Source organism: Pseudomonas idahonensis (assembly GCF_037903935.1).
Taxonomy (GTDB): Bacteria; Pseudomonadota; Gammaproteobacteria; order Pseudomonadales; family Pseudomonadaceae; genus Aquipseudomonas; species Aquipseudomonas danubii.
This window is the reverse complement of sequence record NZ_CP149586.1, coordinates 1,810,192-1,824,891: the sequence shown is the minus strand read 5'-3', so window position 1 is coordinate 1,824,891 and position 14,700 is coordinate 1,810,192. Positions and strand designations below refer to the sequence as shown.

Below are 14,700 nucleotides of genomic sequence, written 5' to 3'. Positions count from 1 at the left end.
TCGATGCTCGGCATCGGCGGCGCAACGTTGTACGGACCGAGTGGGGTCGTCGATGAAGGTGCGATGACCATCGCCCTTCGAAGGGTGTCGGTGAAAGTCGGTTACGGCGTTCATTGCGCCTCCTTCTTGTTATGCACCTGTACGCAGGCAGGTGTGCATCTCACCTGCCTTGGCGCCCTGGAACAAGCGGGCCAGAGCTCTGGCGAGCGGATTAACCGATGCCCGGCGGCAGCTTTTCCTTACAGCGTCCGGGCCTTGGCCGATTCAGGGCGAAACACGGAGGATTTCGTAAAACTTTATTTACAGTGCGTAACGTTAATTTGCCAAACCAGATCAACCAGCGCGGCGACTGCAAATTGACGCGCACGCCATCCCACATCGGAAAAAGCCTTAGCTTTTTGTTTTCAGGTGATAAATTTCCGCCCTTAAAATAGAAAATAAAGTTCAGTAGAAAATAATCTAATTATTTTTTTGCACTTCAAAATCCCCTGAACTAGGTTTCCAGCCACTTGCCGGATGCCTCATCCGACAAGTACGAGGAGTGGATGAGCAGCCCTCGCAACCATCCCGTTCGCCGCTGTTGATCCGTTCCGCCAATGGACTGCTGTGCCCTATGTCATCTAGGAGAGTCACCATGCAAACACTGGAACAAGACCTGGAAACCGAACTGCAACTGGACGATTGGTTCGAAGCGGCAACCCACGATGCGGCCGTGGAAATGATGCAGGCCGAGGCGGTGGTGCCGTTCGGCACGGCGATGTGGCCGATGTAAGGCGCCCGGACCGGAGCAGGCCTCGCGCCTGCCTCGGTCACCTTTGTCCTCCAGGGAGGTTTTATGGACCAGACCCGCGCCATCCGCCATTTCCTGTACTACCTCGAACGCCATCCGGCCTTGAGCGGTGCCCAGGCATCGAATGTGGTGATCGGTCATACCGCCGACTACCAGGCCATGGCCAACGCCATCATCGAACAATCGCGCCAGGCCACACCCCTGACTGTCAGCGCCCTGCGCCTGGACCTGGAGCCGGCCGAACGCCTCGCCCAGGCGATCATCGACTGTGACCTGTACATCTTCTTCTACGACTCCTCGACCCTGCCCCAGCCACGCCCCGATGGCCCGGAATTCCTCCGCCCCCTGCATGGCCTGATGGCCGAACACTGGAAGAAGTCCCTGCTGTTCAAGGATTACGGCGACTATTTCTACGACACCTTCAGCGTCGAGCCACAACGTATCGCCGACCTCAACGCCACCTTGATCCGGCGCCTGTCCCACGCCAGCACCCTGAGCTTCAGCGATCCCCAGGGCTCGTATTTCGAGGCGCCCCTGAACAGCGTGAAGAAGTGGACCGACATCAACGGCGTGGGCAATTACGACCTGGCACCGGGTGAGATCGCCACCCACAGCGATGCAATCAATGGCCATGTGAAATTCCTCGGCACCTTCCTCAGTACCATCCCCTTTGCTCGCAAATACGGGGTGCTGCAGACTCCGCTGGAGCTGTGGATCGAGAACTCCAGCATCCGCCAGGTCGCCACCCAGGTGCCCGGGCTGGCCAATGACTTCAACAAGTACCTGGACGCCAACCCGTCGAACCGACGCATCGAAGAGCTGGGGATCGGCACCAACGAAGGCATCAAGTCCTTGTACGGACGCAACTCCGGCTTTGAAGAGCGTCATTGCGGCCTGCATCTGGGGCTGGGAGGTGGAGCCAAGGGCAGCCACCACCTGGACCTGATCTTCAGCGCCGGCGTGCTGGCGGTGGACAACAAACCAGTGTTCGACGGCCAGTTCGCCTTTTAACCCTCCTTGATGCAGGAACCGACTTGCCGGCGAAGGCGATCATGAGCCTTGCCCAAGGCTTGAGAGCCTATTCGCTGGCAAGCCGGCTCCTACGAAGCACCGGGCAAAAAAACGCCAACCCGAAGGTTGGCGTTTTTTTTGTCTGCGGGCCGGAGCTTATTCCGGCTTGCGACGACCGAAGCCAGGACGCTGGCCGCTACCGGCCGGGGCACCACGGCGCTTGCCGGACGGTGCGTCCTTGTCCAGCACCAGGCTTGGGCGCTTGGACTTCGGTGCCGGCTTGGCTGGACGCTTGGTGTCCGCCGGACGCTCGGCTACTGGAGTACCACGGCCGCTGGCCGGACGCGGTGCACGTGGCGCGCGCTCGCCATCCTGACGGGCCGCCGGCTTGCGCCCTGGACGCTCGCCCTCGATCTGCGGCTCGCGGGACACCCGCGGATTGGCCGGTGCGCCATTGGCCGGACGCAGGGTGCGTACACGCTCGCTTTTGCCCACCGGACGCGAGGATTTACGCTGCATGCGCTCCAGCTTGTCCTTGGACTTGGCGTTGAGCTGTGGCAGCGCCACCGGCGTCAGGCCGACTTCGGCGCTGAGCACGTCGACTTCGTACTGGCTCATTTCGCGCCAGCGGCCCATGGGCAGGTCGGAGTTGAGGAACACCGGGCCGAAACGCACGCGCTTCAGTCGGCTCACCACCAGGCCCTGGGACTCCCACAGGCGACGCACTTCACGGTTGCGGCCTTCCATCACCACGCAGTGGTACCAGTGGTTGAAACCTTCGCCGCCAGGCGCCTGCTGGATATCGGTGAACTTGGCCGGGCCGTCTTCGAGCATGACGCCCGCCTTCAGGCGCTCGATCATCTCGTCATCGACTTCACCACGTACACGCACCGCGTACTCGCGGTCCATTTCGTAGGACGGGTGCATCAGGCGGTTGGCCAGCTCACCGTCGGTGGTGAACATCAGCAAGCCGGTGGTGTTGATGTCCAGGCGGCCGATGTTGATCCAGCGGCCTTCCCGCGGACGCGGCAGCTTGTCGAACACGGTCGGACGGCCTTCCGGGTCGTCACGGGTGCAGATCTCGCCGTCGGGCTTGTTGTACATGATCACGCGGCGCACCGATTCGGCGGCCTCTTCGCGCTTGATCACCTTGCCATCGATGGAAATGGCGTCATGCAGGTCGACGCGCAGGCCGAGGGTGGCCTCTTTGCCGTTGACCTTGATCCGGCCCTGGCTGATCCAGGACTCGACGTCGCGGCGCGAGCCGACGCCAATGCGGGCGAGGACTTTCTGCAGCTTCTCGCCGGCTGGACGGATTTCCTGGTCGTTCTGATCGTTATCGCTCATCTGGGCACCTCCCGGTGTATCGCTTCAGGCTAGAGCGGCCTGAAGACGTGAAAACAGGTTCTCTGGCGAAGGGATCGCCAAAGGGGCGCAAATCATACGCTCATGACGGCAGTTGCGCATCACAGACTAGTTGATAAGTCGCCGCCCAGGCTTTTTTCCGCCCACCGGCGCCCCTTCTGCGCAAGCCGGCTTGCCGGCGAACAGGCCCACACGCCTTGCACCTAAGCGGCCGACACCTTCACTGGCCAGCCAGCTACGGTCAGTCGTCCAGCAGACGGCGTTCGTTTTCGATCGCTTCGGCCAGGGCCAGGGCTTCGGCCTCTTCTTCACTCAAGTCCGGCGCCGAAGGCTCCAGGGCCGCAACGGCAGCCAGCAACTTGGCTCGGGCCTCGGCAACGCCCAGCACATCGTCCTCGGCGTCAAGCAGCGGCTCCTCTTCGGGCTCGACCGCAAGTTCATCGGTGTCATCAGAGTTGTCATCAGCGACGGCTGCCTCGGTTTGCCCCTCAGGCTGATCGAACACCGGCTCCGGGTTCTCTGGCTCAACCGCGCCATCACGATGCAGGTCGTCGAAGTCGGTCTTGATTCCCTCCTCCATGGAGTCCAGCTCCAGCAGCAGGCTATGGAAGCTGGTTTCTTCCTTGGGTTCCTCAGGCTCGGCGCTGGCATCGGCCAACTGCTGCAGGTGCTCGGGCACCGGCGCATCGTCGAACTCCAGCACCGGCTCGGCCTCGATCTCCCGCAACTCGGCCAGGGGCGGCAGGTCATCGAGGTTCTTCAGGTTGAAATGGTCGAGAAACGCCTTGGTGGTGGCGAACATCGCCGGTTTGCCCGGCACATCGCGGTAACCCACCACCCGAATCCACTCGCGTTCGAGCAGGGTCTTGACGATGTTGCTGTTGACCGCAACGCCGCGCACATCCTCGATCTCGCCCCGGGTAATCGGCTGGCGGTAGGCAATCAGGGCCATGGTCTCCAGCAGGGCACGGGAGTAACGCTGGGGCCGCTCTTCCCACAGGCGGCCGACCCAGGGCGCGAACTTTTCACGGATCTGCAGGCGATAGCCGGAAGCCACTTCCTTGAGCTCGAAAGCCCGCCCTTCGCAGGATTTGCCCAGCAGGGTCAGGGCCTTCTTGAAGACGGCCGGATCCGGTCGCTCGGCTTCTTCGAAGAGTTCGAACAGGCGCTCCAGGGACTGGGGTTTTCCCGAGGCCAACAGAAAGGCTTCGAGCAGGGGCGCCAGCTCGCGGGGTTCATTCAAATTCATGATTTAAGCTCGTTATTCGGCTCGCGCCCGTACGTGGATGGCCGCAAAGGGCTCATTCTGCACCAGCTCGACCAGGGATTCCTTGACCAGTTCGAGGATCGCCATAAAGGTCACCACCACCCCCAGGCGCCCCTCTTCTGCGGTGAACAGCTCGACAAAGGGCACGAAGCCACCGCCTTTGAGCCGCTCCAGCACATCACTCATGCGTTCGCGGGTGGACAAGGCCTCGCGGCTGACCTGATGGCTTTCGAACATGTCGCCACGGCGCAGCACCTCGGCCATGGACATCAGCAACTCTTCCAGGGCCACATCCGGCAGCAGCTTGCGCGCCCGGGCCTCAGGAGCATCGAGCTTGGGCACTACCACGTCGCGGCCGACCCGGCTCAAGCCGTCGATGCCTTCGGCAGCCGCCTTGAAGCGTTCATACTCCTGCAGGCGGCGAATCAGCTCGGCCCGGGGATCATCCTCTTCTTCCTCGATCTCAGCGGAGCGCGGCAGGAGCATCCGCGATTTGATCTCGGCCAGCATCGCCGCCATCACCAAGTACTCGGCGGCCAGTTCCAGGCGCACCGACTGCATCAACTCCACATAGCCCATGTACTGGCGGGTGATTTCCGCCACCGGGATGTCGAGGATGTTGATGTTCTGTTTGCGGATCAGGTACAGCAGCAGGTCCAACGGGCCTTCAAAGGCTTCGAGGAAGACTTCCAAGGCATCCGGGGGGATGTACAGGTCCAGGGGCATTTCCATGACCGCCTGGCCGTAGACCATGGCGAATGGCAGCTCCTGTTGGGCGCCGGCCTGCTCGTCGACGGTTTCCAGTACGGACATCTAGGCCTCGGCCATGAACGGCGCAGGGTCGCCGCAACCGACGCGAATCACTTCCGGTTCACCATCGGCCAGGCTGATCACCGTGGAGGACTCGGTGCTGCCAAAGCCGCCGTCGATGATCAGGTCCACCTGATGCTCCAGTAGCTGGCGCATTTCATAGGGGTCGCTCAGAGCCTCGGTATCGCCGGGCATGATCAGGCTGACGCTCATCAGGGGCTCACCCAGCTCGGCCAGCAGCGCCAGGGCAATCGGATTGCTCGGCACCCGCAGGCCGATGGTGCGGCGCTTTGGGTGCAGCAGCAGGCGCGGGACTTCCCGGGTGGCGTTGAGAATGAAGGTGTAAGGCCCCGGCACATGAGCCTTGAGCAGGCGGAAAGTGCCGGTATCGATCTTGGCGAACAGCCCCAACTGCGACAGGTCACTGCAGATCAGCGCAAAGTTGTGCTTGTCGTCCAGTTGACGCAAGCGCCGCACTCGCTCGATCGCGCCCTTGTCACCCATCTGGCAGGCAACGGCGTAGGACGAATCCGTGGGATAAATCACCACGCCACCGCCGCGAATGATCTCGACGGCCTGTTTGATCAGACGTGGCTGTGGGTTTTCCGGGTGGATCTGGAAAAATTGACTCACTGTCTCTACCTGTTCAGGCGGCAATAATTGGCTCATGTTTGAACCGACACCAAAGTGGCGGCAGGTCCTCCGGAACCGGACGATACTCGCCGATCTCGGACCAGCCTCCTGGGCCATGAAAGTCACTGCCAGCGCTGACCAGCAGTCCGAATTCACGAGCAAGGATAGCCAAACTGCCCACTTGCTCTGCAGGTTGGTGGCCATTGACTACTTCGATTGCATGGCCGCCGGCTTGAATATAGTCGGCAATCAAGCGGCGGCGCTTGCTGCGGGTGAAATCGTAATGCCAGGGATGGGCCAGACTGACCCAGGCCCCCGCCTCGCGAAGGGTGCCGACGGTGTCTTCCAGTGTCGGCCAATGCTGTTTGACGTCCCCCAGCTTTCCCGCCCCCAGCCATTTGCGAAAAGCTTCGGCACGATCCTTCACAAAACCGGCACGTACCAGATAATCGGCAAAGTGCGGCCGCGCCGGGGCATTGCCACTGTCCCCCAACTCCTGCTGGATCGCCCTGGCGCCTTCCAGCGCCCCGGGCATGCCCTTGAGGGCCAGCTTGCGGCTGATCTCCTCGGAGCGCAGCCAGCGCCCCTCGTGCAGTTTGTCGATGGCCGCCACCAGAGCCGGGGCCTGGGTATCGAATCCGTAGCCCAGCACATGAATAGTGGCGCCGCCCCAGGTGCAGGACAGCTCGACGCCGTTGACCAACTGCATGCCCAGTTGCGCCGCTGCCTGACGGGCCTCCGCCAGGCCTTCGAGGGTGTCGTGGTCGGTCAAGGACAGGATTCGCACGCCTCTCTCGTACGCACGCGCAACCAGAACCGCAGGCGCCAGGGCGCCGTCGGAGGCCGTGCTATGGCAGTGCAAATCAACATTCACAGGACGATAAAACCTCAAGTCAGCTGGCGCTTTCGCTACCAAGGATGTTTGTTATTATGCCGCCACATCCTGCTTCTGGCTGCCACTGTGAAACAATTCATCGACTTCATCCCGCTGTTCCTGTTTTTCATCGTCTACAAAATCGATCCCCGGATCGTCGACCTTGCCGGTCACGAAGTCAGCGTGGGCGGTATCTACAGCGCCACCGCAGTACTGATCATCAGCTCCCTGGTGGTTTACGGCGCACTGTTCATTTCCCAGCGCAAACTGGAAAAAAGCCAATGGCTGACCCTGATCGCCTGCCTGGTCTTTGGCAGCCTGACCCTGGCCTTCCATAGCGAAACCTTCCTTAAATGGAAGGCGCCGGTAGTCAACTGGCTATTCGCCCTGGCCTTTGCCGGCAGCCACTTCATCGGCGATCGCCTGTTGATCAAGCGCATCATGGGCCATGCCCTGACCCTGCCGGACCCGGTGTGGACCCGCCTGAACATCGCCTGGATCGCCTTCTTCCTGTTCTGCGGCGCCGCCAACCTGTTCGTCGCCTTCACCTTCCAGAGCATCTGGGTCGACTTCAAGGTCTTCGGCAGCCTGGGCATGACTGTATTGTTCCTGGTGGGCCAGGGCGTCTACCTGTCGCGCCACCTGCATGACGCTGATCCCACTACCCCGAAAACCGAGGACTGACATGCTTTACGCAATCATTGCCACAGACGTCGCCAACTCCCTGGAAAAACGTCTGGCCAACCGGCCGGCGCACCTGGAACGGCTGCAAGTGCTCAAGGACCAAGGGCGTGTGGTGCTGGCCGGCCCACACCCGGCGATCGACAGCAATGACCCTGGCGCCGCCGGCTTCACCGGCAGCCTGATCGTCGCCGAGTTCGACTCCCTGAGCGCCGCCCAAGCCTGGGCCGACGCCGACCCCTTCGTGACCTCCGGCGTCTATGCCCATGTGCAGGTCAAGCCGTTCAGGCAATCGATGCCGTAAATCCTCCCTGACGCGATGAACCTTCACGGTTCATCGCGTTCTCAATCGCTCATTATTCTCGTTTGACGGCCGACAACCTGCCCAACACTCGATTGGAATCAGGAGTTTCGATGCGCCAAGGTCCGCTGTGCCTGCTGTTGGTCATGTTGTCGATCGGGGCTCCGGCCCTTGCCGAGGAAACCCAGGAAACCGGCCATTCCACGCCGCTGTCCCTGAGCGCCGGCAGTCAGATCACCGAGTTGCAGCAACGCTTGAAAGAAAGCGAACGCCTGCGTGAAGAGCTGAGCAAACAACTGCAGAGTGCCGATGCCGAACGGGAAAGCCCGCAGCTGACCCGCTTGCGCCAGGAGAACCAGCGCCTCAAGCTGCAACTCAAAGAGGCCCAGGCCAACCCGGCGCCACGCCTGCTGACCGACCAGCAGCAATGGTTCGTCACCGGCGGCGGCGTGGCCCTCATCGCCCTGCTCTGCGGTATCTTTGCCAGTGGCGGACATCGCAAGCGTCGACAATGGCTAAATTGAGTGATTCATGAGCGACCTGTTACTGATTGATGACGACCAGGAGCTGTGCGAGCTCCTGAGCAGCTGGCTCGGCCAGGAAGGCTTTCAAGTGCGGGCCTGCCACGATGGCCTGAGTGCACGCCGGGCCTTGTCGGAAATGGCCCCGTCTGCCGTAGTCCTGGACGTGATGCTGCCCGACGGCAGCGGCCTGGAGCTGCTCAAGCAACTGCGCAACGACCACCCCGACCTGCCGGTACTGATGCTCTCGGCCCGTGGCGAGCCCCTGGACCGTATCCTCGGCCTGGAACTGGGCGCCGACGACTACCTGGCCAAGCCTTGCGACCCTCGCGAACTCACCGCCCGCTTGCGCGCCGTGCTGCGCCGCAGCCACCCGGTGGCAGCCTCCAGCCAGATGGAGCTGGGCGATCTGTGCTTCAGCCCAGTGCGCGGCGTGGTCAACATCGACGATCAGGACATCGCCCTGACCGTTTCCGAAAGTCGCCTGCTGGAAGCCCTGCTCAAGCAGCCTGGCGAGCCCCTGGACAAGCAGGAGCTGGCGCAGATCGCCCTGGGCCGAAAACTGACCCTGTATGACCGCAGCCTGGACATGCACGTCAGCAACCTGCGCAAGAAGATCGGCCCCCACCCCGACGGCCGCCCACGAATCGTCGCCCTGCGCAGCCGCGGCTATTACTACAGCCTGTGATTGCAATGTGCCCTGGCGCATTTGTCAGGGCCCGGAAATACCTTCTTTACCCAAGCTTTACCCTCCGCTGACTGCCGCTGACCTTGATCTGGGTAACCTGAACTCATCCGGAACTTACCGGGAATGAGACAAGGAGAGACACCATGCGCAAGACCCTGATCGCCCTGATGTTCGCCGCCGCCCTGCCAACCGTGGCCATGGCCATGCCTGAAGGCAACGGCCCGATGGGTCCGATGGACGGCCCTCGGCACAGCGAACACATGCGCGGCAAAGGCCCCTTCAGCGAACTGGACCTGAGCCGTGAACAGCGTCAGCAGATCGGCAAACTGATGGGCGAGCAAATGCACGACCGCAAGGCCGTGGTGGAAAAGTACCTGGAGAAACTCTCGCCGGCCGACCAGAAAGCCATGAAGGATGAACTGGCCGCCAAACAGCAGAAAACCCAGGCCGACATCCGCGCCCTGCTCAAGCCCGAACAACAGAAAGAGTTCGACGCCATCGTCAAGAAACAAGAGGAACGTCGCGCCGAATGGGCCCAGTTCAAGGCCTGGAAAGCGCAACAACCGCAAAAAGCGCAATAATGCGTTAGCGTTCACCCTAATAGCCCAGTGGCCTCCCCCACTGGGCTTTCGCGTTCGAGGAGTTCCTGTGCGTTCATTGTTCTGGCGCATCCTGGCCAGTTTCTGGCTGGCCATCACCCTGGTTGCAGGACTGTCGATCCTGCTTGGGCACATGCTCAACCAGGACGCCTGGATTCTCAGCCGCCATCCGGGGCTCAACAGCCTCACCGCGCAGTGGACGCAAACCTACGAGACCCAGGGCGAAGACGCCGCCCAGGACATCCTCCAGCAGCGCAAGCGCCAGTACCACATCGATGTTCAGGTACTCAACGAGAGCGGCGACCCGGTGGTACGCGGGACTTTCCCGCGCCGCGCGGCTGCCTTCGAAGCCCGGCAGAACAACGATGACCGCCACCTACCCTGGCGCCGCCTGACAGCGGAATACACCAGCCCGACCACCGGCGACACCTACCTGTTCATCTACCGCATCCCCCATCCGGAACTGGATGCCTGGCATCGCGACAGCCTGACCTGGCCCCTCAGCGCCCTGGCCATTGCCCTGGTGGTGCTGACCCTGTTCAGCCTGCTGGTGACCCTGTCCATCACCCGCCCCTTGAGCCGCCTGCGCGGCGCGGTTCACGACCTTGGCCAGGCCACCTATCAGCAGAACAGCCTGGCGCGCCTGGCCAATCGCCGTGACGAGTTCGGCGTGCTGGCCCGAGACTTCAACCGCATGGGTTCACGCCTGCAGAGCCTGATCGGCAGCCAGCGCCAACTGCTCAGGGATGTCTCCCACGAACTGCGTTCGCCCCTGGCGCGCCTGCGTATTGCCCTGGCACTGGCGGAGCGCGCCGCCCCCGAAGAACGGGAGAGACTCTGGCCACGCCTGACACGGGAATGTGATCGTCTGGAGGCCCTGATCAGCGAGATCCTGGTGCTGGCTCGGGTCGATGCGGACAACGCCAGCGCCGAAGAAGTCGACCTCAACGCCTTGCTGCAGGCCCTGCAAAAAGACGCGCAACTGGCCTGTCCCGAGCAGCAGGTCCAGATCACTGCCCAAGCGCAACTGAGCCTGCGGGGCTGGCCGACCATGCTTGAACGGGCGGTGGACAACCTGCTGCGCAACGCCCAGCGCTTCAATCCTGCCGGGCAACCGATCGAAGTCACGGCCCTGCGTCAGGGCGAGAAGATCCAGATCAGCGTGCGCGACCATGGTCCTGGCGTGGATGCCGAGCACTTGCGACAACTGGGAGAGCCGTTCTTCCGCGCCCCAGGGCAGAGTGCTCCAGGCCATGGCCTGGGGCTGGCCATCGCCCGCCGCGCAGCGGAACGCCACGGCGGCAGCCTGATACTGGGCAACCATCCCCTGGGCGGATTCATCGCCACGCTGGAGCTGCCCCTGGTCCCGGGAGCCGTGGTGCAGGCCTGAATGCAACGCGGGCAAGCCGCTGCTGCGAGGTTCGACAGCAGCGGGCTTGCCCGCAAGGTACTCAGCTTTCGAAGGGGATAATCAGGCCCGGGCCGTCCAGGCACTGACGAACTCGGCGGTGTCGACTTTCGGTGCGACCCGCGGTTCGTTCAGCGGCGTGCCCAGGTAAAGGAAGGCGATGATCTCTTCGCCGTCCGCCAGGCCCAGCCCCTTGGCCACATGGGGCGAATAGGACAACTCGCCCGTGCGCCATACCGCGCCGATACCCTGGGCATAGGCTGCCAGCAAAATACCGTGGGCTGCACAGCCCGCCGCCAGCAATTGCTCGGACTTGGGCACCTTGAAATGCTCCTGCAGCCGTGCCACGACCACGACCACCAGCGGTGCACGCAGCGGCATGGCCCGAGCCTTGTCCAACGCGGCCTGAGTCACTTCGCCGCCTTGCAGTTGTACCGCTTCGACCAGCAGTTCGCCCAACTGGTCACGGGCTTCGCCTTCAACGGTGAGAAAGCGCCAAGGGCGCAGTTGCCCGTGATCCGGCGCCCGCAAGGCGGCAGCGAACAGTGCTTCGCGTTGCTGCGCTGTGGGGGCTGGCTCCACCAGGCGCGGCACGGAAACACGGTTGAGCAAAGCGTCGAGAGCCTCCATCGGCCACCTCCTGAAAAAAATGTCCGGCTATTCTAGCGGTATCTGCCGGCCGGGTGCCGGTTTACATGCCCTGCACCGCAGGTAGAATGGGCGCCCTTCTCATACCAGCCCGAGCGGAACACATGGCGTTGCCGACCTTAAGGATCATTGGTTTCATTATCGGCATCTTCCTCATCACCCTGGCCATCGCCATGGTGGTGCCGATGGCGACACTGGTGATCTTCGAACGCACCGGCGACCTGCCGTCCTTCCTCTGGGCCAGCATGATCACCTTCATCGCCGGCCTGGCTCTGGTGATTCCTGGCCGTCCCGAACACATTCACCTGCGCCCCCGGGACATGTACCTGCTGACGGTCTCCAGCTGGGTGGTGGTGTGTATCTTCGCCGCCCTGCCGTTCCTGCTGACCCAGCACATCAGTTACACCGACTCGTTCTTTGAAAGCATGTCCGGCATCACCGCCACCGGCGCCACCGTGCTCAGCGGCCTGGACAGCATGTCCCCGGGCATCCTGATCTGGCGCTCGATGCTGCACTGGCTGGGAGGCATCGGCTTTATCGGCATGGCGGTGGCGATCCTGCCGTTGCTGCGCATCGGTGGCATGCGCCTGTTCCAGACCGAATCTTCGGACCGCTCGGAAAAGGTCATGCCGCGCTCGCACATGGTGGCGCGCCTGATTGTCGCCACCTACGTGGGCATCACCATCTTCGGCAGCCTGGCCTTCTGGTGGGCCGGGATGAACATCTTCGATGCCATCAACCACGCCATGTCGGCGATCTCCACTGGGGGCTTCTCTACCTCTGACCAATCCCTGGCCAACTGGCAGCAACCGGCGGTGCACTGGGTAGCGGTGGTGGTGATGATCCTCGGCAGCCTGCCCTTCGCCCTCTATGTGGCAACCCTGCGGGGCAACCGCAAAGCGTTGATCAAGGATCAGCAGGTCCAGGGCTTGCTGGGCATGCTCCTGGTGACCTGGCTGGTGCTCGGCACCTGGTACTGGTGGACCACCAACCTGCACTGGCTGGAGGCCCTGCGTCACGTAGCACTGAACGTGACCTCGGTGGTCACCACCACCGGGTTTGCCTTGGGTGACTACAGCCTGTGGGGCAATTTCTCACTGATGCTGTTCTTTTACCTGGGGTTCGTCGGCGGGTGTTCGGGGTCAACGGCGGGCGGGATCAAGATCTTCCGCTTCCAGGTCGCCTACATCCTGCTCAAGGCCAACCTCAATCAGCTGATCCACCCCCGGGCGGTGATCAAGCAGAAGTACAACGGCCATCGCCTGGACGAGGAAATCGTCCGTTCGATCCTGACCTTCTCGTTCTTCTTCGCGATCACCATCTGCATGATCGCCCTCGCCCTGTCGCTGCTGGGCCTGGACTGGATGACCGCCCTGACCGGCGCCGCCAGCACCGTATCCGGGGTGGGCCCGGGCCTGGGAGAAACCATTGGCCCGGCGGGCAACTTCTCCACCCTGCCCGACGCTGCCAAGTGGATCCTGTCCCTGGGCATGCTCCTGGGCCGGCTGGAAATCATCACGGTGTTCGTGCTGTGCATTCCGGCGTTCTGGCGTCATTGATTGAGCCCGGCAGCGCCAGCAACCGCGCCCGGTACTCTCCGGGCGTGACATCGAACCAGCGACGGAACGCCCGGAAAAAATTGCTCGGATCGGCAAACCCCAACAGGTAGGCAATTTCCAGCAAGGTCATGCGCGGCTGTGCCAGGTACTGTTCGGCCAGCTCGCGGCGGGTGTCATCGAGCAGGGTCTGGAAGCTGGTGCCCTCCTCCTGCAAGCGGCGTTGCAACGTACGCTGGGACAAGTGCAGGGTCTGCGCCACCATCTCGCGCTTGGGCTCGCCCTGCGGCAGCAGACGGCACAGCACTTGCCGCGCCTTGTGGGTCACCCGGCTCTCGGAGAAACGCGCCAGGTATTCGCCGGCGAAACGATCGTGCAACAAGGCCATGGCCTCGTTGGCAGTCGGCAGTGGTGCTTCCATGTCGGCCCGCTCGAAAATCAGCGCATCAAAAGGCGCAGCGAACACCAGCGGCGCATGAAACATGTCCTTGTAAGGCTGCACATCCTGCGGTTGCGGCCCTTGCAACAGCACTTTGCGCGGCTGCAGGGCGCGCCCCGTCAACCAGCCACACAAGGCCAGGGCGCAGGCAAGCGAGGCTTCGGAGCTTTGCCGGGTAGGGGGCAGATGATCGCCATGCACCGTCAGAATCAGCGCATAACCCTCAGGTAAAAGACGGAAACTCAGGTCAGCACTTTCAGCAATGATCCGTTGATAACGCACCAGGCGCTGAAAGCCCTCTACCAGGGTGCGGCTCGACATCAGTGCATAACCGGCCACATGGAAGGACGCCGGGCGAACCAACTTGCCCATGTTCAAGCCAATCGCCGGGTTGCCGGACAACTCGACCGCACGCTGCCAGAGCCGTGTCATCGAGTCCTGGGTGAAACGCGCGTCGGGGTCGTCGAGGGCGCCATAGTCGAGCCCTAACTGCAGGAACAAAGCGCGGCAATCCAGGCCGTCCATCTCCAGGGCCTTGACTATTCCCAAGGTCCAGCTTGCAGAAGTCGTTCGTTCGCTCATGAGGGTTTCTTACATGATGAGCCGCATGCTACGGCCAATTTCACAAGGATACTAAAGTGGCGCCTATTGTCACTGGCCAGCGCTGCCAAGGACTCTAGACTCAAATAAGCTCCCCGCAGAACATCCGCTCACGAACAACAAGCACAGAGATCGCGGCCATGGAAAACATCCGACAGTTCAACAGCTTCGCCGAGTTCTACCCCTATTACCTGAGTGAGCACAGCAACAGCACCTGCCGTCGCCTGCACTTCATCGGCACCAGCCTGGTGATCTTCCTCCTGGCCTTTGCCATCGGCAAAGGCGCCTGGCTGCTACTGCTGGCCTTGCCGGTTGCCGGCTATGGCTTTGCCTGGATCGGGCATTTCTTCTTCGAGAAAAATCGCCCGGCCACCTTCCAGCATCCGCTGTACAGCCTGCTGGGGGACTTCGTCATGTACCGCGACATGATTCTCGGCAAGGTCCCCTTCTAGGCCCGGCCGGACAGCAAGCCGCCCCCTACAGCCACTGTGGTGACGGGACGCAGGCAT

Annotated in this window: 17 protein-coding genes; 10 read left to right on the top strand and 7 right to left on the bottom strand. The window is 62.3% G+C overall.

The features are described 5' to 3' along the window. Positions 1-634 precede the first annotated feature (634 nt). On the top strand, positions 635-772 hold the full coding sequence (locus tag WIN67_RS08260) for a hypothetical protein (RefSeq protein WP_162884115.1): 138 nt from the start codon (positions 635-637) through the stop codon (positions 770-772). Positions 773-835: 63 nt separating this feature from the next. Beyond that, positions 836-1,801 (top strand): leucyl aminopeptidase, encoded by a 966-nt coding sequence (locus WIN67_RS08255; RefSeq protein ID WP_102878834.1) that lies wholly within the window; start codon positions 836-838, stop codon positions 1,799-1,801. A gap of 156 nt (positions 1,802-1,957) precedes the next feature. Here the strand turns inward: WIN67_RS08255 and rluB are convergent, their stop codons facing one another. The 5 genes from rluB to WIN67_RS08230 all read right to left on the bottom strand — a co-directional run bounded on the left by rluB (position 1,958) and on the right by WIN67_RS08230 (position 6,750). Then, positions 1,958-3,148 (bottom strand): 23S rRNA pseudouridine(2605) synthase RluB, encoded by a 1,191-nt coding sequence (gene rluB, locus WIN67_RS08250; protein ID WP_102878833.1) that lies wholly within the window; start codon positions 3,146-3,148, stop codon positions 1,958-1,960. A gap of 259 nt (positions 3,149-3,407) precedes the next feature. Then, positions 3,408-4,415 carry an SMC-Scp complex subunit ScpB gene (gene scpB, locus WIN67_RS08245; protein ID WP_265074364.1) on the bottom strand — a complete coding sequence of 336 codons (1,008 nt, stop codon included), beginning with the start codon at positions 4,413-4,415 and terminating at the stop codon, positions 3,408-3,410. 12 nt (positions 4,416-4,427) lie between these two features. After that, positions 4,428-5,126 carry a segregation and condensation protein A gene (locus WIN67_RS08240; protein ID WP_170001339.1) on the bottom strand — a complete coding sequence of 233 codons (699 nt, stop codon included), beginning with the start codon at positions 5,124-5,126 and terminating at the stop codon, positions 4,428-4,430. Positions 5,127-5,246: 120 nt separating this feature from the next. Then, complete coding sequence (locus tag WIN67_RS08235; RefSeq protein ID WP_102864113.1) at positions 5,247-5,876, bottom strand: L-threonylcarbamoyladenylate synthase; 630 nt, start codon at positions 5,874-5,876, stop codon at positions 5,247-5,249. Between the two features lie 13 nt (positions 5,877-5,889). Next, complete coding sequence (locus WIN67_RS08230; protein WP_102864067.1) at positions 5,890-6,750, bottom strand: PHP domain-containing protein; 861 nt, start codon at positions 6,748-6,750, stop codon at positions 5,890-5,892. An 87-nt stretch (positions 6,751-6,837) separates the two neighbouring features. Here WIN67_RS08230 and WIN67_RS08225 point away from each other — a divergent pair, with 87 nt between their 5' ends. From WIN67_RS08225 to WIN67_RS08200, 6 genes are all read left to right on the top strand, one after another. After that, entirely contained in the window at positions 6,838-7,434 is a 597-nt protein-coding gene (locus WIN67_RS08225; RefSeq protein WP_102864068.1) for a septation protein A, read from the top strand. A gap of 1 nt (position 7,435) precedes the next feature. Continuing rightward, a complete protein-coding gene (locus WIN67_RS08220) occupies positions 7,436-7,735 on the top strand; it encodes a YciI family protein (RefSeq protein ID WP_102864069.1) in 300 nt (99 codons plus the stop codon). 110 nt (positions 7,736-7,845) lie between these two features. Then, complete coding sequence (locus WIN67_RS08215) at positions 7,846-8,256, top strand: translation initiation factor 2 (RefSeq protein ID WP_102864070.1); 411 nt, start codon at positions 7,846-7,848, stop codon at positions 8,254-8,256. A 7-nt stretch (positions 8,257-8,263) separates the two neighbouring features. Further along, entirely contained in the window at positions 8,264-8,941 is a 678-nt protein-coding gene (locus tag WIN67_RS08210; RefSeq protein WP_110652182.1) for a response regulator transcription factor, read from the top strand. A gap of 143 nt (positions 8,942-9,084) precedes the next feature. Next, positions 9,085-9,522 (top strand): Spy/CpxP family protein refolding chaperone, encoded by a 438-nt coding sequence (locus WIN67_RS08205; protein ID WP_102864072.1) that lies wholly within the window; start codon positions 9,085-9,087, stop codon positions 9,520-9,522. A gap of 67 nt (positions 9,523-9,589) precedes the next feature. Next, complete coding sequence (locus WIN67_RS08200; RefSeq protein WP_213664921.1) at positions 9,590-10,930, top strand: sensor histidine kinase; 1,341 nt, start codon at positions 9,590-9,592, stop codon at positions 10,928-10,930. Positions 10,931-11,011: 81 nt separating this feature from the next. On the opposite strand, the gene WIN67_RS08195 is transcribed toward WIN67_RS08200, so the two are convergent. Continuing rightward, positions 11,012-11,578, bottom strand: coding sequence for a nitroreductase family protein (locus WIN67_RS08195; protein WP_102864074.1), 567 nt, complete (start codon positions 11,576-11,578; stop codon positions 11,012-11,014). A gap of 122 nt (positions 11,579-11,700) precedes the next feature. On the opposite strand from WIN67_RS08195, the gene WIN67_RS08190 reads away from it, so the two are divergent. Next, positions 11,701-13,155, top strand: coding sequence for a TrkH family potassium uptake protein (locus WIN67_RS08190; RefSeq protein ID WP_102864075.1), 1,455 nt, complete (start codon positions 11,701-11,703; stop codon positions 13,153-13,155). Here WIN67_RS08190 and WIN67_RS08185 read toward each other — a convergent pair. Further along, positions 13,112-14,173 (bottom strand): AraC family transcriptional regulator, encoded by a 1,062-nt coding sequence (locus WIN67_RS08185; RefSeq protein ID WP_339070917.1) that lies wholly within the window; start codon positions 14,171-14,173, stop codon positions 13,112-13,114. The two genes, WIN67_RS08190 and WIN67_RS08185, sit on opposite strands and share 44 nt — an antisense overlap. A 158-nt stretch (positions 14,174-14,331) precedes the next feature. Here WIN67_RS08185 and WIN67_RS08180 point away from each other — a divergent pair, with 158 nt between their 5' ends. After that, complete coding sequence (locus WIN67_RS08180; protein WP_102878828.1) at positions 14,332-14,643, top strand: DUF962 domain-containing protein; 312 nt, start codon at positions 14,332-14,334, stop codon at positions 14,641-14,643. Positions 14,644-14,700 lie beyond the last annotated feature (57 nt).